This is a genomic window from Scandinavium sp. NPDC088450, from assembly GCF_044900545.1.
Taxonomy (GTDB): domain Bacteria; phylum Pseudomonadota; class Gammaproteobacteria; order Enterobacterales; family Enterobacteriaceae; genus Scandinavium.
This window is the reverse complement of record NZ_JBJDNI010000029.1, coordinates 1-23,373: the sequence shown is the minus strand read 5'-3', so window position 1 is coordinate 23,373 and position 23,373 is coordinate 1. Positions and strand designations below refer to the sequence as shown.

The 23,373-nt window shown below is 54.2% G+C and carries 19 protein-coding genes and 4 tRNA genes; 4 read left to right on the top strand and 19 right to left on the bottom strand.

Translation table 11 applies throughout. The features are described 5' to 3' along the window. The first annotated feature begins 1 nt into the window (after window position 1). Entirely contained in the window at window positions 2-1,198 is a 1,197-nt protein-coding gene (gene hemY / locus ACI2I2_RS20620; protein ID WP_404659674.1) for a protoheme IX biogenesis protein HemY, read from the top strand. Between the two features lie 168 nt (window positions 1,199-1,366). Next, window positions 1,367-2,572 carry an MFS transporter gene (locus tag ACI2I2_RS20615; RefSeq protein WP_404659673.1) on the top strand — a complete coding sequence of 402 codons (1,206 nt, stop codon included), beginning with the start codon at window positions 1,367-1,369 and terminating at the stop codon, window positions 2,570-2,572. A gap of 471 nt (window positions 2,573-3,043) precedes the next feature. On the opposite strand, the gene ACI2I2_RS20610 is transcribed toward ACI2I2_RS20615, so the two are convergent. The 19 genes from ACI2I2_RS20610 to trxA form a co-directional block, all read right to left on the bottom strand. Beyond that, window positions 3,044-3,120 (bottom strand) — tRNA-Pro (locus ACI2I2_RS20610). A 42-nt stretch (window positions 3,121-3,162) separates the two neighbouring features. Continuing rightward, a tRNA-Leu gene (locus tag ACI2I2_RS20605) sits at window positions 3,163-3,248 on the bottom strand. Window positions 3,249-3,270: 22 nt separating this feature from the next. Then, window positions 3,271-3,346 (bottom strand) — tRNA-His (locus ACI2I2_RS20600). 56 nt (window positions 3,347-3,402) lie between these two features. After that, window positions 3,403-3,479, bottom strand: a tRNA-Arg gene (locus ACI2I2_RS20595). 102 nt (window positions 3,480-3,581) lie between these two features. Then, window positions 3,582-4,967 carry an amino acid permease gene (locus ACI2I2_RS20590; protein WP_404659672.1) on the bottom strand — a complete coding sequence of 462 codons (1,386 nt, stop codon included), beginning with the start codon at window positions 4,965-4,967 and terminating at the stop codon, window positions 3,582-3,584. Window positions 4,968-5,129: 162 nt separating this feature from the next. Next, complete coding sequence (gene wecG, locus ACI2I2_RS20585) at window positions 5,130-5,870, bottom strand: lipopolysaccharide N-acetylmannosaminouronosyltransferase (RefSeq protein WP_404659671.1); 741 nt, start codon at window positions 5,868-5,870, stop codon at window positions 5,130-5,132. Window positions 5,871-5,881: 11 nt separating this feature from the next. Then, on the bottom strand, window positions 5,882-7,228 hold the full coding sequence (gene wzyE, locus ACI2I2_RS20580) for an ECA oligosaccharide polymerase (RefSeq protein ID WP_404659669.1): 1,347 nt from the start codon (window positions 7,226-7,228) through the stop codon (window positions 5,882-5,884). Further along, window positions 7,225-8,304 carry a TDP-N-acetylfucosamine:lipid II N-acetylfucosaminyltransferase gene (locus tag ACI2I2_RS20575; RefSeq protein WP_404659668.1) on the bottom strand — a complete coding sequence of 360 codons (1,080 nt, stop codon included), beginning with the start codon at window positions 8,302-8,304 and terminating at the stop codon, window positions 7,225-7,227. The genes wzyE and ACI2I2_RS20575 overlap by 4 nt, the downstream gene beginning before the upstream one ends. Beyond that, window positions 8,301-9,551, bottom strand: a complete 1,251-nt coding sequence (gene wzxE / locus ACI2I2_RS20570) for a lipid III flippase WzxE (protein WP_404659666.1) — start codon at window positions 9,549-9,551, stop codon at window positions 8,301-8,303. Before wzxE ends, ACI2I2_RS20575 begins: the two co-directional genes overlap by 4 nt. Before the next feature lies 1 nt (window position 9,552). Further along, window positions 9,553-10,683 carry a dTDP-4-amino-4,6-dideoxygalactose transaminase gene (gene rffA / locus ACI2I2_RS20565; protein WP_404659665.1) on the bottom strand — a complete coding sequence of 377 codons (1,131 nt, stop codon included), beginning with the start codon at window positions 10,681-10,683 and terminating at the stop codon, window positions 9,553-9,555. A 4-nt stretch (window positions 10,684-10,687) separates the two neighbouring features. Next, window positions 10,688-11,362 (bottom strand): dTDP-4-amino-4,6-dideoxy-D-galactose acyltransferase, encoded by a 675-nt coding sequence (gene rffC / locus ACI2I2_RS20560; protein WP_404659664.1) that lies wholly within the window; start codon window positions 11,360-11,362, stop codon window positions 10,688-10,690. Continuing rightward, entirely contained in the window at window positions 11,340-12,221 is an 882-nt protein-coding gene (gene rfbA / locus ACI2I2_RS20555) for a glucose-1-phosphate thymidylyltransferase RfbA (RefSeq protein ID WP_404659663.1), read from the bottom strand. The genes rffC and rfbA overlap by 23 nt, the downstream gene beginning before the upstream one ends. A 17-nt stretch (window positions 12,222-12,238) precedes the next feature. Beyond that, window positions 12,239-13,306: a dTDP-glucose 4,6-dehydratase gene (gene rffG / locus ACI2I2_RS20550; protein WP_404659661.1), complete on the bottom strand. Its 1,068-nt coding sequence runs from the start codon at window positions 13,304-13,306 to the stop codon at window positions 12,239-12,241. Then, window positions 13,303-14,565, bottom strand: coding sequence for a UDP-N-acetyl-D-mannosamine dehydrogenase (wecC, locus tag ACI2I2_RS20545; RefSeq protein WP_404659660.1), 1,263 nt, complete (start codon window positions 14,563-14,565; stop codon window positions 13,303-13,305). Before wecC ends, rffG begins: the two co-directional genes overlap by 4 nt. Beyond that, window positions 14,562-15,692, bottom strand: a complete 1,131-nt coding sequence (gene wecB, locus ACI2I2_RS20540; RefSeq protein ID WP_404659659.1) for a non-hydrolyzing UDP-N-acetylglucosamine 2-epimerase — start codon at window positions 15,690-15,692, stop codon at window positions 14,562-14,564. Before wecB ends, wecC begins: the two co-directional genes overlap by 4 nt. Before the next feature lie 215 nt (window positions 15,693-15,907). Continuing rightward, complete coding sequence (gene wzzE, locus ACI2I2_RS20535; RefSeq protein ID WP_404659657.1) at window positions 15,908-16,954, bottom strand: ECA polysaccharide chain length modulation protein; 1,047 nt, start codon at window positions 16,952-16,954, stop codon at window positions 15,908-15,910. A gap of 21 nt (window positions 16,955-16,975) precedes the next feature. After that, window positions 16,976-18,070, bottom strand: a complete 1,095-nt coding sequence (wecA, locus tag ACI2I2_RS20530; RefSeq protein WP_404659655.1) for a UDP-N-acetylglucosamine--undecaprenyl-phosphate N-acetylglucosaminephosphotransferase — start codon at window positions 18,068-18,070, stop codon at window positions 16,976-16,978. A 236-nt stretch (window positions 18,071-18,306) separates the two neighbouring features. Next, window positions 18,307-19,566, bottom strand: coding sequence for a transcription termination factor Rho (gene rho, locus ACI2I2_RS20525; protein WP_297200544.1), 1,260 nt, complete (start codon window positions 19,564-19,566; stop codon window positions 18,307-18,309). A 330-nt stretch (window positions 19,567-19,896) separates the two neighbouring features. Beyond that, a complete protein-coding gene (gene trxA / locus ACI2I2_RS20520) occupies window positions 19,897-20,226 on the bottom strand; it encodes a thioredoxin TrxA (protein ID WP_330985223.1) in 330 nt (109 codons plus the stop codon). A gap of 152 nt (window positions 20,227-20,378) precedes the next feature. On the opposite strand from trxA, the gene rhlB reads away from it, so the two are divergent. Both rhlB and gppA read left to right on the top strand, forming a co-directional pair. Continuing rightward, window positions 20,379-21,647 (top strand): ATP-dependent RNA helicase RhlB, encoded by a 1,269-nt coding sequence (gene rhlB, locus ACI2I2_RS20515; RefSeq protein WP_404659653.1) that lies wholly within the window; start codon window positions 20,379-20,381, stop codon window positions 21,645-21,647. A gap of 7 nt (window positions 21,648-21,654) precedes the next feature. Then, on the top strand, window positions 21,655-23,142 hold the full coding sequence (gene gppA, locus ACI2I2_RS20510) for a guanosine-5'-triphosphate,3'-diphosphate diphosphatase (protein WP_404659723.1): 1,488 nt from the start codon (window positions 21,655-21,657) through the stop codon (window positions 23,140-23,142). Window positions 23,143-23,373: the final 231 nt, after the last annotated feature.

Sequence of the window (23,373 nt, the reverse complement as noted above, 5' to 3'; positions counted from 1 at the left end):
CATGATCAAAGTATTATTGCTCTTTGCGCTGTTGATCGCCGGGATCGTTGTGGGCCCCATCGTTGCCGGGCATCAGGGCTATGTCCTGATCCAGACCGATAACTACAACATTGAGACCAGCGTCACCGGGCTTGTGATCATTCTGATCCTGACGATGGTGGTGTTGTTTGCCATTGAGTGGATCTTGCGTCGCATCTTCCGCACCGGCGCGCACACTCGCGGCTGGTTCGTAGGACGCAAACGCCGCCGTGCCCGTAAGCAGACTGAACAAGCGTTGCTGAAACTGGCAGAAGGCGATTACCAGCAGGTTGAGAAGCTGATGGCGAAAAATGCCGATCACGCTGAGCAACCGGTGGTGAACTATCTGTTGGCGGCTGAAGCGGCTCAACAGCGTGGCGACGAAATGCGTGCCAACCAGCACCTGGAGCGCGCCGCAGAAAGTGCCGGTAACGATCTGATCCCGGTAGAAATTACCCGCGTTCGTATTCAGCTTGCCCGTAATGAAGACCACGCTGCACGTCACGGTATCGACAGGCTGCTTGAGATTTCTCCGCGCCACCCGGAAGTGCTGCGTCTGGCAGAACAGGCCTACATCCGCACCGGTGCGTGGAGCTCGCTGCTCGACATCATCCCTTCGATGGCGAAAGCGAATGTCGGCGATCAGGCTCATCGCGATGCACTGGAACAGCAAGCGTGGATTGGTTTGATGGATCAGGCACGTGCCGATCAGGGTAGCGATGGCCTGCGTGAATGGTGGAAAAACCAGAGCCGTAAGACGCGTCATCAGGTTGCTTTGCAGGTTGCCATGGCTGATCACCTCATTGAATGTGACGATCATGACACCGCCCAGCAGATCATTATTGATGGCCTGAAGCGCCAGTACGACGATCGCCTGCTGCTGCCGGTGCCGCGCCTGAAAACCAACAACCCTGAGCAGCTTGAAAAAGTGCTGCGTCAGCAAATCAAAAGCGTGGGCGATCGCCCGCTGTTGTGGAGCACCTTAGGCCAGTCGCTGATGAAACATGGCGAATGGCAGGAAGCGACCGTCGCGTTCCGCGCAGCGTTGAAACAACGCCCGGATGCCTTTGATTATGCCTGGCTTGCCGATGCGCTGGACAGATTGCACCAGCCAGAAGAAGCCGCCGCCATGCGCCGGGACGGGCTGTTGCTCACACTTCAGAACAATTCACCTTCCTGATGCAATAAGGGGCCTTTTCGGCCCCTTTCTTTTTTCGATATCCCCATGCTAGAGTCAAAGTTCTTCCGTACCTGACCGGGCCCGCCAATGTAACGATTTTTCAGCATTTACCGTTTTTCACTCACGCGCAATGACGCGTGGATAACGTATTGCTGGAGATCGTCTCACATGAATTCTCTGCTGTTTGCGCTGATACGCGCATTGCGAAGCCATGCCTGGCTTCGCTTGATGGCACTCGCCTTTATTGTGTCTTCTTTGGGAAACGGCCTGACGCAGGTCGTGGTGTTTGGTCAGCTTCTGCGCTGGCAAGCTTCATCTTCGGTATTAACGCTGGCCTGGCTACTGGCAACAGTGCCTGGGTTTATTGGCAGCCTGCTGGGCGAGAAGCTTTGTCGCCTCTCCCCTCCTCTGCGTTTGCTGCTGTTCTGTGAGCTCGCAGGGCTAGTCGCCTTACTGCTGCCGTTGCTGGGTTTGCACTATCAAAGCATTCCCCTGCTTCTTTCCGTGCAATCCGTTGAGGCGCTATTGGGTGGCATGTCGTGGCCCGCTCTGGCGCTGACGTTTAAACGAGGGCTTTCTAGCGAAGAGCTTCCCGCGGCAACCGCCATGGAGAACCTGATTTTTGCCTCTCAGGTTTTGTTGGGGACGGGGGTCGGCGTGCTTCTGTTCGAGAGGGTGGATCCGGAAAGCCTGTTGGCGGTGGACGCGGCAAGTTTTGTCGTCGCCTCACTGCTATTGTGGCTGGCAGGAAGACGTATTGGTATCGGCCCGCAAGCCCCAGCGAGCGACTCCATGCCTGCACTGAGTTGGACAACCCTCAGCATCAGGCAGAAGCGCAGTTTGCTTCTGTTACCCGCTCTGGCCGCAGTGGGCGCTCCTGCGATGGCACTGTTGCCTTCACTGGCACAGCAATTCAGGCCGGATGACTCCACTGCGCTGGCGTTACCTTTGCTGTTCAGCCGAAGTCTCGGGCAGCTTTGCGGCCCTCTTCTGCTCAACAGTAAGAAGATGACGCAACATATGCAGCACAACGGGTTACTGCTGGGATGTCTGGGGCTGTTTTTGCTTTCATACGCCTTGATGCCTGCTTTATCGCACCATGTCGGCGCAGCTCTGGCGGCCATTTTTATTGCCCATCTGGCTTCAAACGTGGTGTTTGCGCTGGGCACCTTCAGCGTGCTCCATCACTTTACGCAAGACTGCGTTGCCCATGCCAGCGCGAAAGCATACCGCTGGCAAACACTGACAGCCACCTTCACCACCTTAATAACCGTTGTCCTCTCCGCGAGGTTTAACGCTATTCAGACACTGTGGTGCGTTTCGTTCAGCGCATTATTGTTGGTCGCGCTCGTCTTATTCCGCTATCGGCATTAATCCCATAAAAAAACGCCTGCACTGAAATCAGGGCAGGCGTTAAAACAGGTCTGTTTGACAACAATTGGTGCTTCACTCAACGTTATGTCCATGGTGTTTGATGAGGCCGAAGCGACATCTGTCGGTGGACGATAAGCACCGTAAACGGCTCTGCGTCATTCCTGAGTTTATGAGGCGTAAACGCGAACATAAGAGATGGAATGAGCATCTACACAGATATTATTGCACACCGCGTGCCATTCTTGCACCCCTCAATATCAGGGAGTTTGTGCTTTTAGGAATAAAGGAGATGTCGCCAAAGGGAGACGCCAGAATTGCCTGATACAGAATTAGCTGAGAATCAGTGAATTAAATGTCGCCATCTGGAGACATATTTCCCAGAGATGAGCAGCGCTTAAGAATTTTATTTACGGGGAAAAGAAAGGTGGGAATTCAGAATAGAAAAAACCCCGCCGAAGCGGGGTTCAAAATTGGTCGGCGAGAGAGGATTCGAACCTCCGACCCACTGGTCCCAAACCAGTTGCGCTACCAAGCTGCGCTACTCGCCGATGTACTGCTTTTTGAATTTTTAGTTCAATTCTTTAGAGTTATGGTGCGAGGGGGGGGACTCGAACCCCCACATCCTAAGGACACTAACACCTGAAGCTAGCGCGTCTACCAATTCCGCCACCTTCGCATGCCACAAAACTCTTAAATAATGGGGTGGCTAATGGGATTCGAACCCACGACAACTGGAATCACAATCCAGGGCTCTACCAACTGAGCTATAGCCACCACTGCAAATCTTTTCTACGCGGTCATAAACCACCGCAGCTCCGACACCGGGTTAATGGTGCGCCCGACAGGATTCGAACCTGAGACCTCTGCCTCCGGAGGGCAGCGCTCTATCCAGCTGAGCTACGGGCGCTTAGCGCCGTTGCGGGGTCGGATAATACGGACTTCCCCCCCCGCTGTCTAGTGCCTTTTTAAATAAAATGTTTGTTTGCTCATGCTTTGTGCATTTTGTCGCTTATTCCTTCACTTTCTGGGGATCGCCGACACGATTGAGACCCAAAAGCTTATACAGCAGCGTCACCACCGCCAGGAAGAGAATGCCAACAAACAACGACATGCGCGTATCTTCATTGAATCCCATGCCGATCAGCACGCAAATCAGGAACGCCATCGTCAGGTAGTTGGTCCACGGGAACAGCACTGAACGGAACGGGTGATTCACCATCGCCTGCTTGTGAGCTTCGCGAAAGCGTAACTGACTGATCAGGATGACAAACCACGGCACCATGCCTGGCAGCACACTGGCGCTGTAGACGTAAACAAACACCCGCTGTGGATTAGGAATAATGTAGTTAAGGCACGATCCGAGCAGCAAAATGGCAATCGACACAGCAACACCCACCACCGGCACGCCATTGCGGGAAAGCGTTGCCACCTTCGCAGGTAATTGACGATTTTTCGCCAGCGCGTAGAGCATGCGCCCGCAGCTATACATTCCGCTGTTACAGCCCGACAACGCCGCCGTCAGTACCACAAAGTTGATGATACCCGCCGCTGCGGTAATGCCAATTTTCGCGAATGTCAGGACAAACGGGCTGCCTGTGGTGCCAATTTCATTCCACGGGAAAATGGTGACGATAACGAAAATCGCGCCCACATAGAAAATCAGGATGCGCCACAGCACTTTACCTACTGCGCTGCGCAGGGTGACCTGAGGATTTTTGGCCTCACCCGCCGTAATGCCTATCAACTCAACGCCCTGATAGGAAGCGACAACAATACACAGCGCAGTCAGAAAACCTTTCCAGCCGCCCGCAAAAAAGCCGCCATGCTCTGTCAGATTGCCAAAGCCAAGCGACTGCCCGCCATTGCCAAAACCGAAGAAGATGACGCCCAGCCCGACCACAATCATCACGATAATGGTGGTGACTTTGATCATCGCAAACCAGAACTCCAGCTCGCCGTACAAACGCACTGCGGCAAGGTTCGCTAGCGCCACCAGCGCGACGGCTATCAGCGCGGGGATCCATTGCGCCATGTCCGGGAACCAGAACTGGACGTACACCCCAATCGCCGTGATTTCGGATATCCCCACCGCCATCCACATAAACCAGTACGACCAGGCGGTAAGATAACCAAAGAACGGGCTCATGTAGCGATGAGCGTAGACTGCGAAGGAGCCGGTGACCGGTTCGAGGAACAGCATTTCGCCCATCGAACGCATAATGAAGAACACGAACAACCCGGCGATGATGTACGCCAGCAGGACGGACGGACCAGCCCATTTCAGGGTGCTTGCCGACCCCATAAACAGGCCCACACCAATGGTGCCGCCGAGGGCGATTAATTCGATGTGTCGCGCTTCCAGCCCTCGCTGTAGCGCCGGTTGTTTCTCAGCCATAGATCCTCATGTGTCTGCAACGTTCCGGTCGGTGCCGGTTATTGTTATGAAAAAATAAGGGGCGCATGGTTGAATAAAATCGCTGGTATGGCAAACAAAGTATTAATTATACGAATGTATTGCACAATTACTGTGCAATACAGCGTCTAAAGCGGAAGGGGATCAGAGGTTGCCGGAATAGTGCCAGCGAAGGTAACGCAGTAAGCGTAACTGACGGCTGATGCGGCTCGGCTGCGATAACAGACGGTAGAGCCACTCCAGGCCAAGCTGTTGCCAGATTTTCGGCGCACGCTTCACGTGGCCCGTAAAGACGTCATAGGTCCCGCCAACGCCCATGTAAAGCGCATCAGGATGAACTTCGCGGCAATCACGCATAAAGATTTCTTGCTTGGGCGACCCCATGGCCACCGTGACAATTTTCGCACCGCTGGCATGAATGCGCTCAAACAGCGCCGCCCTGTCCTCAGCTTTGAAATAGCCATTCTGGCTGCCCACGATGTTGACGTTCCATTGCTGGCGAAGCTTCGCTTCCGTCTGGGCCAGCACTTCAGGCTTGCCACCCACCAGAAAAACAGGGGTGCCTTCAGCGCCCGCTCGCGCCATCAGCGCTTCCCATAAATCAGCCCCCGCCACGCGTGAAACATTCGCCTGCGGATATTTTTTGCGAATCGAACGCACAACGCTGATGCCATCGGCATACTTAAACTCCGCCGCCTCAATCAGCGTGCGCACTTCGGCATTGTCTTCCGCCGTCAGCACTTTCTCCGCATTGATGGCCACCAGCGTGCCCTGCTTCATTTGCCCGTCGGCGTAGAGATAATCGAGCGCATGCTGCATATCCCGCCAGCCGATGAGTTGCAGCCCACGCACGGTGTAATGCGGTGCTGCTGTCGAATCCGTCATGTGTTTCCTTCTCAAACCAGAGGTTGCGGCTGTGTTCTTACGCGCTTGTGAACAAGCCCGGCACAGTCCAGCAGCCAGTAAAGCAATTTGGCGATCAGCAGGCAGAGCCCGAAAATCACCAGGAAAAAGACCACGCGGGAGACAAAGGAATCCAGTCCCTCACGCGCCAGCACAATCATGTTGAAGATAGCCCCAAAACAGAAACTGTGCAGAATGGCCGCTTTATAGCGGTTCGTTTCTCGGTTACCGAGCAGATAGAGCCAGTCAAACCATTTAATGATTAACCCAACGACCACCGCCCCCAGCGGAATAAACCACGCGCCGCCCATCACCACCAGCGAGCCGATTAGCGTCGGTGAAATCGCCAGTCCGGAATGGTTATTCAGGACTTCCCAGGTAAAGTAGTTGGCGGTATTGAGCACAATCCCAGGACGATCAGGCCACAGCCAGGTCGGAATGAACACGTAGAAATCGCGCACAATCGGGGCCAGCCCCTGGAAATCAATTTTGTCGTAATTTTGCAGCAGCAGCGCCAGGTTCTCCCACGGCGAGAAGGTGTCGCGCGTGAGATACAGGAAGGTGTAAAAGGCTTCGTCGCCGCTGACGTTCATCCCATAACGCTTCAGCGCCAGCCAGAACATGCCGACGATCCCCATCACGCCAGCCGCCGCCAACATCCATAACGAGATCCAACCGCGAATGATGCCAATGAACAGGAAGATAGCGAAGGCGATAATGATGTTGGCGCGAGTGCCGCCGACAATCACATACGTCAATAAACCAAAAGCTACCGTGCTGACGAGGAAGAAAATCCACGCTTTGCTGTCCTGACGCAGGAAATAGACCACCAGCATCGCCGGAATGAAGAAGTAGAAAAAGCGCTTCAGGGCTACGCCCGAGACTTCACTGGAGAAAATCTGGCTGTAGGAGTGCAGCTTAAACAGCAGAAAACCGTTGTGAGCAAAGAATATGCCGACGCTCACCAGCGCAATCAACGCCAGCATCAGCCACGTCAGATGTGCTTCCACCCGGTTAATGGTAAACAAGGGGCGACGCTCGCTTTGCGAACTGGCAGCACGCAGGCGAGTTTTATAGGTCACGTAGTAAATCGCGTAGAAGCACGCCGCCGACAATAAGGCCTGAAGCAAGATCTCTGGCGGCGCCACGCCGACATCAAAACGGAACACCAGCGTCATCGACAGCGGGAAGCCGAAGAAAAACGTCAGCATGAAAAGCAGCGAGAAAAAGACGTTGAAGTTAAAGCGCACGCGACGAAACTCAAAATACGTCAGCGTGGCAATAAACAACGAGGAGAACAGCCACACCACCAGCAGGCCGGTAAACTGCATCAGGCTCATTGCGATCCTCCTGCCGCTAACTGCAGCGCACGGTGCCACGGTTCGAGATAATTGGGGCGGAAGAAGGCTATCTGCGTTTTATCCACGCTTTCCAGCTGACGCTGAGCTTCGCGCACGACGGCAACATCAAGCTTGTCGGCAGTGAACAACACTGGAATGTGCTGTTCCGTCATGTCCTGCCAGAAAGGGTTTTCGCGATTCAGTACGCACGGAATACCCGCCTGAATCAGCAGGCAAAGCGTGCCGATACCTTGCTGGCGCGGGAACAGGAAGTAACCCAAATCGCAACGGCGCAACAGCGCCAGATAATCGTTAAACTCAAGTTTCTGGTCGAGAATGTTCAGGTGTTCTGGGCTGAACAGCGCTTCCCCTGCGGCACGGACTTCACGAATGTACTCGTCATTATTTGCCGGATAGCCCATCGGGACAACCACGTTGACGGTGTCGCCAAACTGTTGATGGATGGCTTTCAGGGCCGCGACATGATCGTTACTGCGGTCGCCCGAATTGCCCACCAGCACCGTCAACACATCGCCCTCACGGGAAACAGTGCTCATCTTATTTAATGTCGGGTCCATGCGCGTCGGGAAATAAAGCAATTCACCTTTAACTCGTGGATGCTGCTGGGCAAACGTATTGAGATCGCCACGCGTGGCAAACACTCTGCCAACACGCCCTTGCGCCAGGCGACGCAGCGGGTAGAACAGACGGAATTTCAGGCCATGGGAAACTTCATACAGATCGGCCCCCCAGATATGCCAGTTAAACTGGGCAGGCTTGATGCCACCCGACAGCAACGCCAGCCACAGGCCGAAATTGAACTGCCCGTGGAAAAAGAAGCGCTGAGTGCGATTGGCTTTTGCTTTCGCGAGAACCGCTTCAGCCAACGCTTTCTTGCTGGCATAAAAACTCAGCGTCAGCGCCGGGTAAGCTTCAGGTTGTCCCTTTTCCGTTCCCACCACCATAAACTCACGGGCGTGCTGCCCTGAGTCCGCCAGTTCATCGTTGAAGAACCGCAGTACGGTCTGGTTGTGGTGCGGGATATCCGATCCCAAAACGTGTATCAGTGCAGTCATGCCCGTTTACGCCAGATTAAAAATACGCCGCTACACAGCGCAAAATAAACAATGTAAGTCGCCATGTAGGCCTGTGCTGCACCCAACGCGCCGTGCGCAGGGATCAGCCAGTGAGAAAACGCGGTCAGCAGCGCAAACTGGCTGATTTCCGTCAAAATATAAAACCGCAGCGACGCTTTGGCGATCACCAGATAGCCGTAGACGTAAGCGCCCACTTTCAGGACGTCACCCACCAGTTGCCAGGCGAAGAGGTCGCGCATCGCGGTAAACTTCGCCGAAAACAGCAGCCAGATGGCGAAGTCACGCAGCAGCCAGACGGTCAGGCTTGCAGCCGCCACCGCCGGAAGCACAAACTTCAGCGATTTGACGATTTCGCGGGTGATGTCCGCTTTCGCCGTCAACCGGGATAAAGTAGGTAACAGATAGACGCTAAACGAGGCGGTGATAAACTGCAAATAAGCGTCTGAAATACTGCTGACACCCTGCCAGATCCCCACTTCATCCCAACTGTAGTGCGCCGCCAGCAGGTTTCGCATCATCACGTAAGCGATCGGTATCGTCACCGATGTGATCAGCGCCATCAGGGTAAATTTGCCGAGCTGGCCTGCCAGGAAAGTATCCCATTTTGGTTTTAACCAGGAAAACGAAATGACTTTTCGCTTCGCCAGCATGATGCCTGCAGGGAGAACCACTAAAGCAGGCACCAGCGCCAGGCCCAGCAACGCGCCTTCATAACCGCCAACATGCCAGCTCACAAAATACGCCGCCACGCCGATTACGCTCCCGGCAATCAGTGCCAGTGCGTTTCCGGACGCATCGCGAAACCCTTTCAGCAACGCCAGCAGCAAATTCGCCCAGGCGATGCCCATTTGCACCAGTGCGACCAGGCGAACCAGCCCCTGATAATGCGTATGTCCAAACAGGCCCTGGCTGATTGGCGCGGCAGCCAATAAGAAGATGACGGCCAGCAGCGTGGAAAACGCCAGCACCATCGCTGAGGAAGTCCCCACGACTTTGCGCAGTTGCTCAGGGTTATCATGGTACTGCGCGACGTATTTGGTCACGCCATTGAAAATGCCTGCGCCAGCCAGTACGCCCAATACGGTCACCAGTTGGCGGAAGTTACCCGCCTGACCGACACCGGACGGGCCATAAGCGACCGCCAGCAGTTTGACCACCAGCAGGCCAGCGCCAATTTTTACCAGCGTGCTGGCGGCGGTCCAGATTGAAGCTTTTGCCAGTGACATATCAGGCGAAGTAACTCAGCAGAGAGTTGACCACCGTGCGCTGATTAACAGAAGACAGATTGTAGAAAAGTGGCAGGCGTAGTAAACGCTCACTTTCTTGCGTGGTGAAACGGTCTTCGCCTTTGAACTCACCAAACGCTTTCCCCGCAGGTGAAGAGTGCAGCGGGATGTAGTGGAACACCGCCAGAATCTCCGCCTCTTTCAGCCAGGCAATGAGCTTGCTGCGATCGTCTTCGTCGCGCAGTTTGATGTAGAACATATGCGCGTTGTGTACGCAGTCGGCCGGAATAGTGGGCAGTTCAATTCGCCCGGCTTCCGCCAGCGGCTTCAGCGCGTCGTAGTAAGTTTGCCACAGGCTTAAGCGCTGCTGATTGATGCGATCTGCGGCTTCAAGCTGCGCCCAAAGATAGGCGGCCTGCAAATCGGCCATCAGGTAGCTCGACCCGATATCACGCCAGGTGTATTTGTCCACTTGCCCACGGAAGAACTGGCTGCGGTTGGTGCCTTTTTCACGAATGATTTCAGCCCGTTCCACCAGCGCTTTATCGTTAATCAGCGTCGCGCCGCCTTCTCCACCTGCGGTGTAGTTTTTGGTTTCGTGGAAGCTAAAGCAACCAATGTGGCCGATGGAACCGAGCGCCCGGCCTTTGTAGGTCGACATCACGCCCTGTGCGGCATCTTCGACGACGAACAGGTTATGCTTTTTAGCAATCGCCATGATGGTGTCCATTTCACAGGCAACACCCGCATAGTGAACCGGCACGATAGCGCGAGTTTTGTCGGTGATGGCCGTTTCAATCAGCGTTTCATCGATATTCATGGTGTCACGACGTACGTCGACAAACACGATTTTTGCTCCACGCAGCACAAACGCATTGGCGGTAGACACAAACGTGTAGCTCGGCATGATCACTTCGTCGCCCGGCTGGATATCCAGCAGCAACGCGGCCATTTCCAGAGAAGCAGTACAGGATGGCGTCAGCAAGACTTTGGCGCTGCCGAAGCGCTGTTCCATCCACTGCTGGCAGCGACGAGTAAAACCACCGTCGCCACAGAGCTTGCCGCTGCCCATGGCAGACTGCATGTAATCCAGTTCGGTGCCGACTACCGGCGGGGCGTTAAAAGGAATCATCGTGTCACCTGTATAACCAGTAGGCGGTGCTCTCAATCGTGGCACCGCTTTGAATGTAACGTTTAAGGGCGGCAGTATTGCCGACCTGTGTGGCAACTCTTAGCGTCGTCAGCTGTCGCGCATGCGCCCACTGTATCGCCGCCTGCATCAATTTTTGCCCTGCGCCGCGCCCGGCCAGCAAGCCGATGCGCGCTTCACTTTCGTTTAACTGACGCAGAGAGACAAAAGCGCGAATATCGCCGCCATCCTCTCTGAAAATCAAACATTGGTGATCGAACGTGCCGCGAACGGCATTTTCAATCCACTGCGCGTAGAAACGCCCGCTGGCCCCTTCTGCATACCAGGGCGTGCGAAAACGGCTCTGAGCAAAGGCCTGGGCCGCTAATTCACGCAAGCGCGGAATATCGCTTTCCGTTGCTGTCTCAGGTTGTGGGTCGGCACAAGCTACCACCGGCAACTGCAAATCCACTTCACCTTCAACAAGGTGAAAATCCAGGCGTTGCAAAGCATCCAGCCAGTCTGTGCGATGAGCGGGGATTTTTGCCTGAACCCGCGACCAGCCCGCCAGCACAGAATCTGTCAATTCCTCCGCTTCGTCGCTAAAACGCACGATGGCGCTGTTCACGCCGAAGAATTGATTCTCCCAGTGGAGAGGTTCAATACTGGCGCGGACGAGCACGAAGCAGCTCCAGCAGATATTGGCCGTAGCCGGTTTTGGCCAACTGCGTGGCGGCGCGTTTTACGCCTTCGTCGTCGAGCCAGCCGTTTCGCCAGGCAATCTCTTCCAGGCAAGCAATTTTGAAGCCCTGACGTTTTTCAACCGTCTGCACAAAGGTGCTCGCCTCAATCAGGCTGTCGTGTGTGCCGGTATCCAGCCACGCAAAACCGCGGCCTAACAGTTCGACAGTGAGATTGCCGTCCTCAAGATACATCTGGTTAATGGAGGTAATTTCCAGCTCGCCGCGCTCAGACGGTTTGACGCGTTTGGCATATTCCACGACGTTACTGTCGTAGAAATAGAGCCCGGTCACCGCCCAATTGGATTTTGGTTGTTTTGGTTTTTCTTCCAAAGAGAGCGCGCGGAAGTTGTCGTCGAACTCCACCACGCCGAAGCGTTCGGGATCCATCACCTGATAACCGAAGACGGTCGCCCCTTCCGTACGCGCGGCAACGCTGCGCAGTTTTGGGCTGAACCCCTGGCCGAAGAAGATATTATCGCCAAGCACCAGACAGGACGGCTGGCCTGCAAGGAAGGTTTCCCCGATGATAAAAGCTTGCGCGAGGCCGTCCGGGCTCGGCTGTTCGGCATAATGCAGTTCAATGCCAAACTCGGAGCCATCGCCCAGTAGGCGCTGGAAGTAGCTTTTGTCTTCAGGCGTGGTGATAATCAAAATTTCCCGGATCCCTGCCAACATCAGCACGGACAACGGGTAGTAAATCATTGGCTTATCGTAAATGGGTAACAGCTGTTTCGACACACCTCGCGTAATCGGGTGTAAGCGTGTACCGGAACCGCCAGCCAGAATAATACCTTTCATGTGTCCTCCCGGGAGGGTTAGCCTTTCAGGCCCAGACGCTCGCCCTGATAGCTGCCATCAAGAACCTGTTTCCACCAGACTTCGTGGGCTAAATACCACTGCACGGTTTTGCGCATGCCGCTTTCGAAGGTTTCGTCTGGCGTCCAGCCCAGTTCAAGTTCGATTTTCGCTGCATCGATGGCGTAGCGAACATCGTGCCCTGGTCTGTCGGTGACGAAGGTGATCAGATCTTTATAGTGCGCCACACCCTGAGGCTTTTGTGGCACCAGCTCTTCTAACAGCGCGCAAAGGGTCTGCACGACATCGATGTTCTTGCGCTCGTTATGCCCGCCGATGTTGTACGTTTCGCCGACGACACCGGTGGTCACGACACGGTAAAGCGCTCGCGCATGATCTTCCACATACAACCAGTCACGAATTTGCTGGCCGTTGCCGTAAACCGGCAGAGGTTTGCCCGACAATGCATTCAGGATGGTCAGCGGGATCAGTTTCTCCGGGAAATGGTATGGGCCGTAATTGTTGGAACAGTTAGTCACCAACGTTGGCAAGCCGTAGGTACGCAGCCACGCGCGTACCAGATGGTCGCTCCCCGCTTTGGACGCAGAGTAAGGGCTACTCGGCGCATAAGGGGTTGTTTCAGTGAAGAAATCATCGCTGCCGTGCAGGTCGCCGTACACTTCATCCGTGGAAATGTGATGAAAACGGAAGGCGTTCTTTTTCGCTGTCTCTAGATGATTCCACCAGGCGCGTGTTGCTTCCAGCAGAGTATAAGTTCCGACAATGTTGGTTTCGATAAACGCGGCGGGGCCGTCAATCGAACGGTCGACATGGCTTTCCGCAGCCAGGTGCATCACCAGGTCAGGTTGATGCTGAGCAAAGACCCGATCCAGCGCCTGGCGATCGCAAATATCAACCTGTTCGAAAGCAAAACGCTCGCTTTGTGCGACGGGTGCCAGCGAGGCAAGATTACCGGCGTAAGTCAGCTTGTCGACAACCACTACGCTGTCCGTCGTGTCATTGATGATGTGACGCACCACGGCGGAACCGATAAAGCCCGCCCCACCGGTAATCAGGATTTTTTTCAACGCCAGACTCCTTTGGTGTCGACGATGAACGCCTGAGCGACATCCTTGCCATCAATCGCTTTGAACTGCTGATGATCAACCAGCATCACCAGCACATCGGCGTTGGCGAGAGCATCCTGCAGTGTTGCCAGCGTCGCTTTCCCGGCCAGTTGTTTCGGCAATTGATGGATATTCGGCTCCACCACCAGCGTTTCACCGCTATGCCAGTCGGCAATTAATTCTGCAATTTCCATCGCCGGGCTTTCACGCAGGTCGTCAATGTTCGGCTTAAACGCCAGGCCAAAGCAGGCGATTTTGATCTCTGCGGCGCGTTTGCCGCTGGCCGCCAGACAGTCCGCAACGGTGGCTTTGACCTGATTCATCACCCAGTGAGGTTTGTGATCGTTCACTTCGCGGGCAGTGCGAATCAAACGCGCCTGCTGCGGGTTTTGCGCGACGATAAACCAAGGGTCGACGGCGATACAGTGCCCACCGACGCCCGGACCGGGCTGCAAAATATTTACGCGCGGGTGACGGTTAGCCAGTTGAATCAGTTCCCAGACATTGATGCCCTGATCGGCACAAATCAGTGACAGCTCGTTGGCAAACGCAATGTTCACGTCGCGGAAGCTGTTTTCGGTCAGTTTGCACATTTCAGCAGTGCGGGCGTTAGTCACCACGCACTCACCTTCGAGGAAGATGTTGTAGAGCTCGCTCGCACGGGCAGAACAGACCGGCGTCATGCCGCCGATTACGCGGTCGTTTTTGATCAGCTCGACCATCACTTGCCCTGGCAACACACGCTCCGGGCAGTAGGCGATATTGACGTCCGCTTGTTCACCCGCCTGCTGCGGGAAGCTCAAATCCTGGCGAAGTTCAGCCAGCCATTGCGCCATTTGCTCTGTTGCACCCACCGGTGAGGTGGACTCCAGAATTACCAGCGCGCCTTTTTTCAGCACCGGGGCAATGGATTTGGCAGCCGCTTCGACATAAGCCATGTCCGGCTCGTGATCGCCGTTGAACGGCGTTGGCACCGCAATAAGATAAGCATCCGCCTCAACGGGCGACGTGCTGGCCCGGAGATAGCCCCCGGCAACCGCCTCTTTAACGACTTTTTCCAGGTCGGGTTCAACGATATGAATTTCACCGCGATTAATGGTGTCCACCGCATGCTGATTGATATCCACACCTACCACTTGCTTGTGCCTTGAGGCAAATGCCGCTGCCGTCGGCAGACCAATGTAGCCGAGGCCAATCACAGAAAGGGTCGAAAAACTCATAGCGTTACCTGATTGTTTTTGAGGGCTGACAAAATACGGCTGCAGGCCTGTCCATCGCCATAAGGATTATGGGCGTGGCTCATGGCCTGATACTCCTCGTTGTCTCTTAGCAGACGCGTGACTTCATCAACAATACGCTGACGGTCAGTGCCCACCAGACGCACAGTGCCCGCCTCAACGGCCTCCGGGCGTTCTGTGGTTTCACGCATCACCAGCACTGGCTTGCCAAGAGAAGGCGCTTCTTCCTGAATCCCACCGGAATCGGTGAGGATCAGCCAGGCGCGATTCATCAGCCAGACGAAAGGAAGATAGTCCTGTGGCTCAATAAGAAAGACGTTGTCCACATGGCCCAGAATTCGGTTAACCGGCTCACTGACATTCGGATTGAGGTGCACCGGGTAAACAATTTGCACATCCGGATTCGCCGCAGCGATTTCCGCCAGCGCCTGGCAAATTTGTTCAAACCCACGCCCGAAGCTTTCCCGACGGTGCCCTGTGACCAGGATTAATTTTTTGTCGTGATTCAGGAAAGGATAGCGTTCGGCCAGGCTTGCGCGTAATGCATCATCGCTGAGCACTCTGTCGCGAACCCACAGCAAGGCGTCAATCACCGTGTTGCCGGTGATAAAGATATTGTGGTCAGTCAGGTTTTCACGCAGCAGATTTTGGCGTGAATTTTCCGTTGGCGCAAAATGGTACATCGCTAAGTGACCGGTCAGCGTGCGGTTGGCTTCTTCCGGCCACGGCGAATAAAGATCACCGGTGCGTAAACCCGCTTCAACATGCCCGACGGGAATGCGCTGGTAAAACGCTGCAAGGCTTGCGGCAACCGTGGTTGTGGTGTCGCCATGCACCAGCACAACATCGGGTTTGAAGGAGTCGAGTACCGGTTTTAGCCCCTGCAAAATTCGGCAGGTGATCTCCGTGAGTCCCTGCCCCGGGCTCATGATATTGAGATCGTAGTCGGGCACGATGGAAAACAGTTTTAACACCTGATCCAGCATTTCCCGATGCTGTGCGGTGACGCAAACTTTCGCCTCGAAATGAGGGTCCTTCGCCAACGCATGGACCAGCGGCGCCATCTTGATCGCCTCCGGACGTGTGCCAAATACGGTCAGTACTTTCACATCGATTCTCTTTGGTAGACGATGAAGGCTTACGCCTTCATTCGATTGCTGACAAAGAAGGAAAAAGCGTGGTTTTTCCTTCTTTGTGATTATCAGCCGAAAATCAATAAATTGATTTTCCATGTTTTGTCACTGGTGACATCTGCTTATTCGGTATTGGCATGAGGTTTATCATCATTCTGGTGAAGGCTTACGCCTTCATCAGGATGGTGCTGTTACTGTGGACGACGACGAGCCAGCGCGACACCTGCGCCAATCAGTGCCCCCACAATGCCCCACATCACCATCAGAAAGACGCGGCGAGGACTGTCGCGTTTTACCGGTTCTTCTGGCGTACGCAAATAACGATAGGTCTGAAAATGGAGATCTAACGTCGGGCCAACATTCAGTGTGGTCAGCATCGCCCGGTTTTGATCATAGTCGAGATCAAATTCCGGACCGACGGATTGCAGATTCTCCAGACGCGCCTGAAGCATCGGCCGCCCCAGAAGGAAAAGTTCGGAATCAGGAAGTTCGCCCACCGGCACATCGGTTTCGCTGCGTGAGATATTGTTTTGCTGAGCCACTTTCAACGCTTCCTGAACGCTGTGAATGCGTCTGTCGAAGATAGACTTTGCGGCCTCTTCCTGACGCTTCACTTGCGCTTTCATCTGCACGGTGCGCGCCGCCCAGGCCCCTTTCAGTTCATCGTTCAGATGACCTGCGGCACGTTCACTGGCAAACGCCACGTACTGGCGCAGCAGATTGTTGGCATCCGGCGCAGTTTCAGCCACCAGCTTCACGCTGTCGTTGACGTTCTTGAGCACATCGCCCGGGGTGAACACGATGTCGTTGATTTGGTCATCAAGCAGCGCGGCATCAGCACGAGCGTTGCCCGATTTGCGCTGTTTGTAGTAATCCGTCTGCAGCCAGAATTCACGACGGGTGTCCCAGGAAGCCAACTGCATGATGAACTCTTTGTAGGATTCATCCATCACCGAAGGCTGATCGGTGGAAGCGAGATTGGCCTTGATGTCCAGGTTACGCAGAAACTGCTGCTGAGAGTAGTAACCGCCCAGCATATTCACCGTTGGGCGATCGGTAATCGCCGTCGCGCTCCACTCCTGCCGGGCGAAGAAAGTGTAGATGAGCACAATCAGAGCAAACAGAAATGCAATGCCGACAATCCAGCGTTTCCCCGCCCATAACGTACGAAACAGACCGCGAATATCCAGTTCATTTTCAGCGTTCACTGAGTTTGCTCCCGGTAATTGTTGTGTCATCTCTCTTCCAGATTGTTGGGGTTAGGTTGGACGTGTCGTACTTTTACGGCGCATTCTGCGCTTCACGCGTTTGATAAAGCGCGCCACTTTCCATGCACGTTTAATACAGTAGCCGTACAGGAAGAACGCCAGTAAAAACAGGATCAGCATGCCCCATTCAGGGATGACGTGGGTGTATTCGCCCAACACGCCAATTCCCGCTAACAGCGCTGCTGCGAGGGTGATAAGCACAAAGGCCTGACGAGAGGTAAACCCGGCACGCATGATCAGGTGGTGGATGTGCTGGCGGTCAGGGGAGAACGGGCTCATCCCTTTGCGCAGACGGCGATACATAATCGCCACCATATCCATCAGCGGGATCGCGATAATCCACAGCGCGGTGACCGGGCTAATCGGGTGCGTTTTCCCCTGAGTGGTTTCCAGCAAAATCCAGATGACGGTGAAGCCGATTAAGGTACTGCCAGCATCACCCATGAAGACTTTATAACGACGACCCAGAATGCCGAGGTTCAGCATGATGTAAGGCACAATCGCGGCAATCATCGCAAAGCACCACATCGCCAGGCTGGTCTGCCCGTCGAACCACAGGATGAGGCCCATCGCGGCAAAGGACACGCAGGACAGCCCACCCAGCAGGCCATCAATGCCATCGACCATATTGAAGGCGTTAATCGCGGCCCAGACGGCAAACAACGTCAGGAAATAGCCGAATGGCCCTAAAACCAGTTCCCACGAGCCAAAAATATAGCCCAGGCTCATCAGGTGCAGATTGCCGACAAACATCATGACAATGCCGATCAACGCCTGAACAGTGGCTCGGATTTTTACGCTGATATCGAATCGGTCATCCAGTGCGCCGATGAACACCAGCACACCGGCACAGGCCAGATAGAGCATGGCATGAGGAATGTAGGCGTTAACAATCGCAAACGTGAAGCATATCCCTGCATAAACTGAGATGCCGCCAACCAGAGGGATCAATCCTTGATGACGTTTACGGTAGTTGGGTTTATCCACCAGTCCGACCTTTTTAGCGACCTTGCGGGCGAAAAAAAGGAACAGGGTTGTGAACAAAAAAATACTGATCAGATCAGTACTGGCGGTCAGTAAATTCACAATTGGTGCTCTCTGGAAAAATTATTAGCGAAAGTATACTCACGATAGCCGCTCTCCTGAAGAGGAATACGACTGAGTTTTAAGGGGATTGTTGTAATTTTAGCCAGAAATGACGACTTCAACCCGAACGCCGCAAAAAACTCTTCACTTCACTGTCTTTTTCGCCGGTGTTAATCACCGTACGGCAAAAACAAAAACGCCACGCAACTGCGTGGCGTTTCTCAGCGAAACAAACCTTACGAACGCTTCATCATGTCGAAGAAATCGTCGTTAGTTTTGGTCATCGCCAGCTTATTAATGAGGAACTCCATTGCGTCGATTTCACCCATTGGATGGATGATTTTGCGCAAGATCCACATTTTCTGCAGCTCTTCCTGAGTGGTGAGCAGCTCTTCTTTACGGGTACCAGAACGGTTGTAGTCGATAGCCGGGAAGACACGTTTTTCAGCGATCTTACGCGCCAGATGCAGTTCCATGTTGCCGGTACCTTTAAATTCTTCATAGATAACTTCATCCATTTTAGAACCGGTATCGACCAGTGCGGTGGCAATGATGGTCAGGCTTCCGCCCTCTTCCACATTACGTGCCGCACCGAAGAAACGCTTCGGACGATGCAGGGCGTTGGCGTCCACACCACCGGTCAGCACTTTACCGGAAGCCGGTACGACGGTGTTGTAGGCACGAGCCAGACGAGTGATGGAATCGAGCAGAATGATAACGTCTTTTTTATGCTCAACCAGACGCTTCGCTTTCTCGATAACCATTTCCGCAACCTGAACGTGGCGAGAAGCCGGTTCGTCAAAGGTAGAAGCAACCACTTCACCCTTAACCAGACGCTGCATTTCGGTCACTTCTTCCGGACGTTCGTCAATCAGCAGTACCATCAACACGCAGTCTGGGTGGTTGTAGGCAATGCTCTGTGCAATGTTTTGCAGCAGCATGGTTTTACCGGCTTTCGGCGGTGCAACAATCAGGCCACGCTGGCCACGACCGATTGGCGAAGCCAAATCGAGTACGCGAGCCGTTAAGTCTTCGGTGGAGCCATTTCCACGTTCCATACGCAGACGAGAATTCGCGTGCAGCGGCGTTAAGTTCTCGAACAGGATTTTATTACGCGCATTTTCCGGCTTGTCGTAGTTAACTTCGTTAACTTTCAACAGAGCAAAGTAACGCTCACCCTCTTTAGGAGGACGAATCTTACCGGAAATGGTGTCACCTGTGCGGAGGTTGAAACGGCGGATTTGGCTGGGGGAAACGTAGATATCATCGGGGCCGGCGAGGTAGGAGCTGTCTGCGGAGCGGAGGAAACCAAATCCATCCTGCAGAATCTCCAGCACACCGTCGCCAAAGATATCTTCGCCACTCTTCGCGTGCTGCTTCAGGATGGCAAAAATGATGTCCTGTTTGCGCATACGGGCCAGGTTTTCCAGCCCCATATTTTCGCCGAGAGTAATCAGCTCAGAAACCGGCGTATTCTTTAATTCGGTAAGATTCATAGTGGTGTGAGGGGTAAATCTCGAACGTATGTTGTGAATGGTATGGCAGGGTCATCCGTGCCTGTTTACGGCCATCAACTCATGTCTGTACGCTGCCTGGTCAAGGAAAGAACGCAGAACTGAAACGACGAGACGGAAATAGTGATAAGCCTGGAATCTTTCAACTTCACGCGTAATGTAGTCGTACGGGAAGGTTTGGCTAAATCAGATTCAAACTACATAAGGTATGTTTAAAACGAAGTCAACGTTAACTTAGCACGACTATGAACGGGCGTCCAGCGGTCCTGACATTTTAGGAGAACACTGGGCGCCACATCGGCAACGTCTGGATTAGGCGAGGTTTGCTTCGAGGAATTCTTTCAGCTGGCCTTTAGACAGCGCACCCACTTTCGTGGCCGCGACTTCGCCGTTTTTGAACAGCAGCAGGGTCGGAATACCGCGGATGCCGTATTTCGGCGCTGTGCCTGGGTTTGCATCGATGTTCAGCTTCGCAACGGTCAGCTTACCTTCGAACTCTTCAGCGATTTCATCCAGAATCGGAGCAATCATTTTGCACGGACCGCACCACTCTGCCCAGAAATCAACGAGAGTAACCCCGTCAGCTTTGAGTACGTCCGTGTCAAAACTATCGTCAGTCAGGTGAATAATTTTATCGCTCATATATAACTCCACAGGAATAAGCCTGGTGTGTTGGTGTAGCATTAATCAACAATCAACGTCGTGTTGATGTTGCTTTAGCCAACTAAAAGGTTGACGTTATTTCACCGGATACGCTTTCTTAATGCAATAGTAAGCTGATATTCTACCACACTATGAGCAAAACACATTTAACAGAACAGAAGTTTTCCGACTTCGCCCTGCACCCAAAAGTGATTGAAGCCCTTGAAAAGAAAGGGTTTCATAATTGCACGCCCATTCAGGCACTGGCCCTCCCGCTGACACTGGCGGGTCGTGATGTTGCAGGGCAGGCGCAAACCGGAACCGGCAAAACGATGGCGTTTTTAACGTCAACGTTCCATTATCTTCTCTCTCACCCGGCCGCAGAGAACCGTCAGGTTAACCAACCTCGCGCTCTGATCATGGCACCGACGCGTGAACTGGCTGTCCAGATTCATGCGGATGCAGAGCCTTTGGCAAATGCGACCGGCCTGAAGCTGGGTCTCGCCTACGGCGGCGACGGCTACGATAAGCAGCTCAAAGTCCTGGAAAGCGGCGTCGATATTTTGATCGGCACCACTGGCCGTCTTATTGATTATGCAAAACAGAATCACATTAACCTGGGCGCGATCCAGGTCGTGGTGCTGGACGAAGCCGACCGCATGTACGATCTCGGCTTTATCAAAGATATTCGCTGGCTGTTCCGCCGCATGCCACAGGCTAACCAACGTCTGAACATGCTGTTCTCCGCTACTCTTTCTTACCGCGTTCGCGAGCTGGCTTTCGAGCAGATGAACAACGCCGAGTACGTGGAAGTGGAGCCAGAGCAGAAAACCGGGCACCGCATTAAAGAAGAACTCTTCTACCCTTCTAACGAAGAAAAAATGCGCCTGCTGCAAACGCTGATTGAAGAAGAGTGGCCAGATCGCGCCATCATCTTCGCCAACACCAAACACCGCTGTGAAGACATCTGGGGCCATCTGGCAGCAGACGGTCATCGCGTCGGCCTGTTGACTGGCGATGTTGCGCAGAAAAAACGCCTGCGTATTCTCGACGAATTCACCCGTGGCGATCTCGATATTCTGGTCGCAACCGACGTTGCTGCGCGCGGCCTGCATATTCCCGCCGTGACCCACGTCTTTAACTACGACCTGCCAGACGACTGCGAAGACTACGTTCACCGTATCGGTCGTACCGGTCGTGCCGGTGCCAGCGGCCACTCCATCAGCCTCGCCTGTGAAGAGTACGCCCTGAATCTGCCTGCTATCGAAACCTATATTGGTCATTCGATTCCGCAGAGTAAGTACAATCCGGATGCCCTGATGAACGATCTGCCGAAGGCACTGCGCCTGACGCGTGCTCGTCCAGGCAATGGCCCGCGTCGCTCCGGTGGCGCACCGCGTAATCGTCGTCGTCCAGGTTAAACGCGCTATGCTCAGCACCGCCTCTTCGCTTTATGCAGCTATCGATCTCGGTTCCAATAGTTTTCATATGCTGGTTGTGCGCGAAGTGGCGGGGAGCATTCAAACCCTGACGCGCATCAAGCGCAAAGTCAGGCTCGCCGCCGGGCTGGACAGCAACAACACGCTGTCTCCCGAAGCGATGGAGCGAGGCTGGCAGTGTTTGCGCCTGTTTGCTGAACGTCTGCAAGATATTCCTCACGCCCAAATCCGTGTGGTCGCCACCGCAACGCTGCGCCTGGCGGTCAATGCGAGCGATTTCATCGCCAAAGCACAAGAGATCCTTGGCTGTCCGGTTCAGGTCATCAGCGGTGAAGAAGAAGCGCGTCTGATTTATCAAGGCGTGGCGCATACCACTGGCGGCGATGAGCGCCGTCTGGTCGTCGATATCGGCGGTGCGAGTACCGAACTCGTCACCGGTGTGGGCGCACAAACCACTTCGCTGTTCAGCCTTTCCATGGGCTGCGTCACCTGGCTGGAACGCTTCTTTACCGACCGTAACCTTGAACAAGCTCATTTCGATGCAGCCGAACAAGCTGCGCGCGAGGTACTGCGTCCGGTTGCCAATGAACTGCGCAACAATGGCTGGAAAGTTTGCGTCGGCGCTTCCGGCACCGTCCAGGCCTTGCAGGAAATCATGATGGCGCAGGGCATGGACGAGCGCATCACATTGCCTAAACTGCAACAGCTGAAGCAGCGAGCCATCCAGTGCGGTCGTCTTGAAGAGCTTGAAATTGAAGGCCTGACGCTGGAACGAGCGCTGGTTTTCCCCAGCGGCCTGGCTATCCTGTTGGCCATTTTCAACGAACTGGGTATTCAGTGCATGACGCTGGCTGGCGGTGCGCTGCGTGAAGGCCTGGTTTACGGCATGCTCCATCTGGCGGTCGATCAGGATATACGCAACCGTACACTGCGCAATATTCAGCGTCGTTTTATGGTCGATACCGAACAAGCTCAGCGCGTGGCGCAACTGGCTTCTCATTTCGTTGATCAGATCGGGGAAAAGTGGGATATCGAGCCATTAAGCTGCGATCTGCTGCTAAGTGCTTGCCATCTGCATGAAATCGGCCTGAGTGTGGATTTTAAACAAGCCCCACAGCATGCAGCCTATCTGGTACGTAATCTGGATTTGCCAGGCTTTACTCCCGCTCAGAAAAAGCTGTTGGCAACGTTAGTGCTCAACCAAACCAATCCGGTTGATCTCCCTTCTTTGCACCAGCAAAACGCCGTCTCTCCACGCGTTGCCGACAGGCTCTGCCGCCTGCTGCGCCTGGCGATTTTGTTTGCCGGCCGCCGCCGTGACGATCTGGTTCCCGACATGACGTTAAGCGTGGAAGGTGAAGCGCTGACGTTAAAACTGCCCACAGGCTGGCTGGAAAATCATCCGCTGGGTGCAGAGTTGGTGTTGCAGGAAAGCCAGTGGCAAAGCTATGTGCACTGGCCTTTGACGGTAGAATAAACCCGAGCCTGAATTGCCCGGTGGCGGCTACGCCTTACCGGGCCTTGTATTATTCCTCTCGTGCAGAAAGAACCGGCCAGTTCTTTCTGCCTGCAGTCCGGACGCCGTACCGGGCCTTAGATTTTCAAATCTGTGTCGTAGATAATTCGCGCCGGACTGCACCTCTCCACATGTGATAAACCGAACAGTATCATGGACCGGAACACCCGGTACCCCGCATTCGCAAGGATG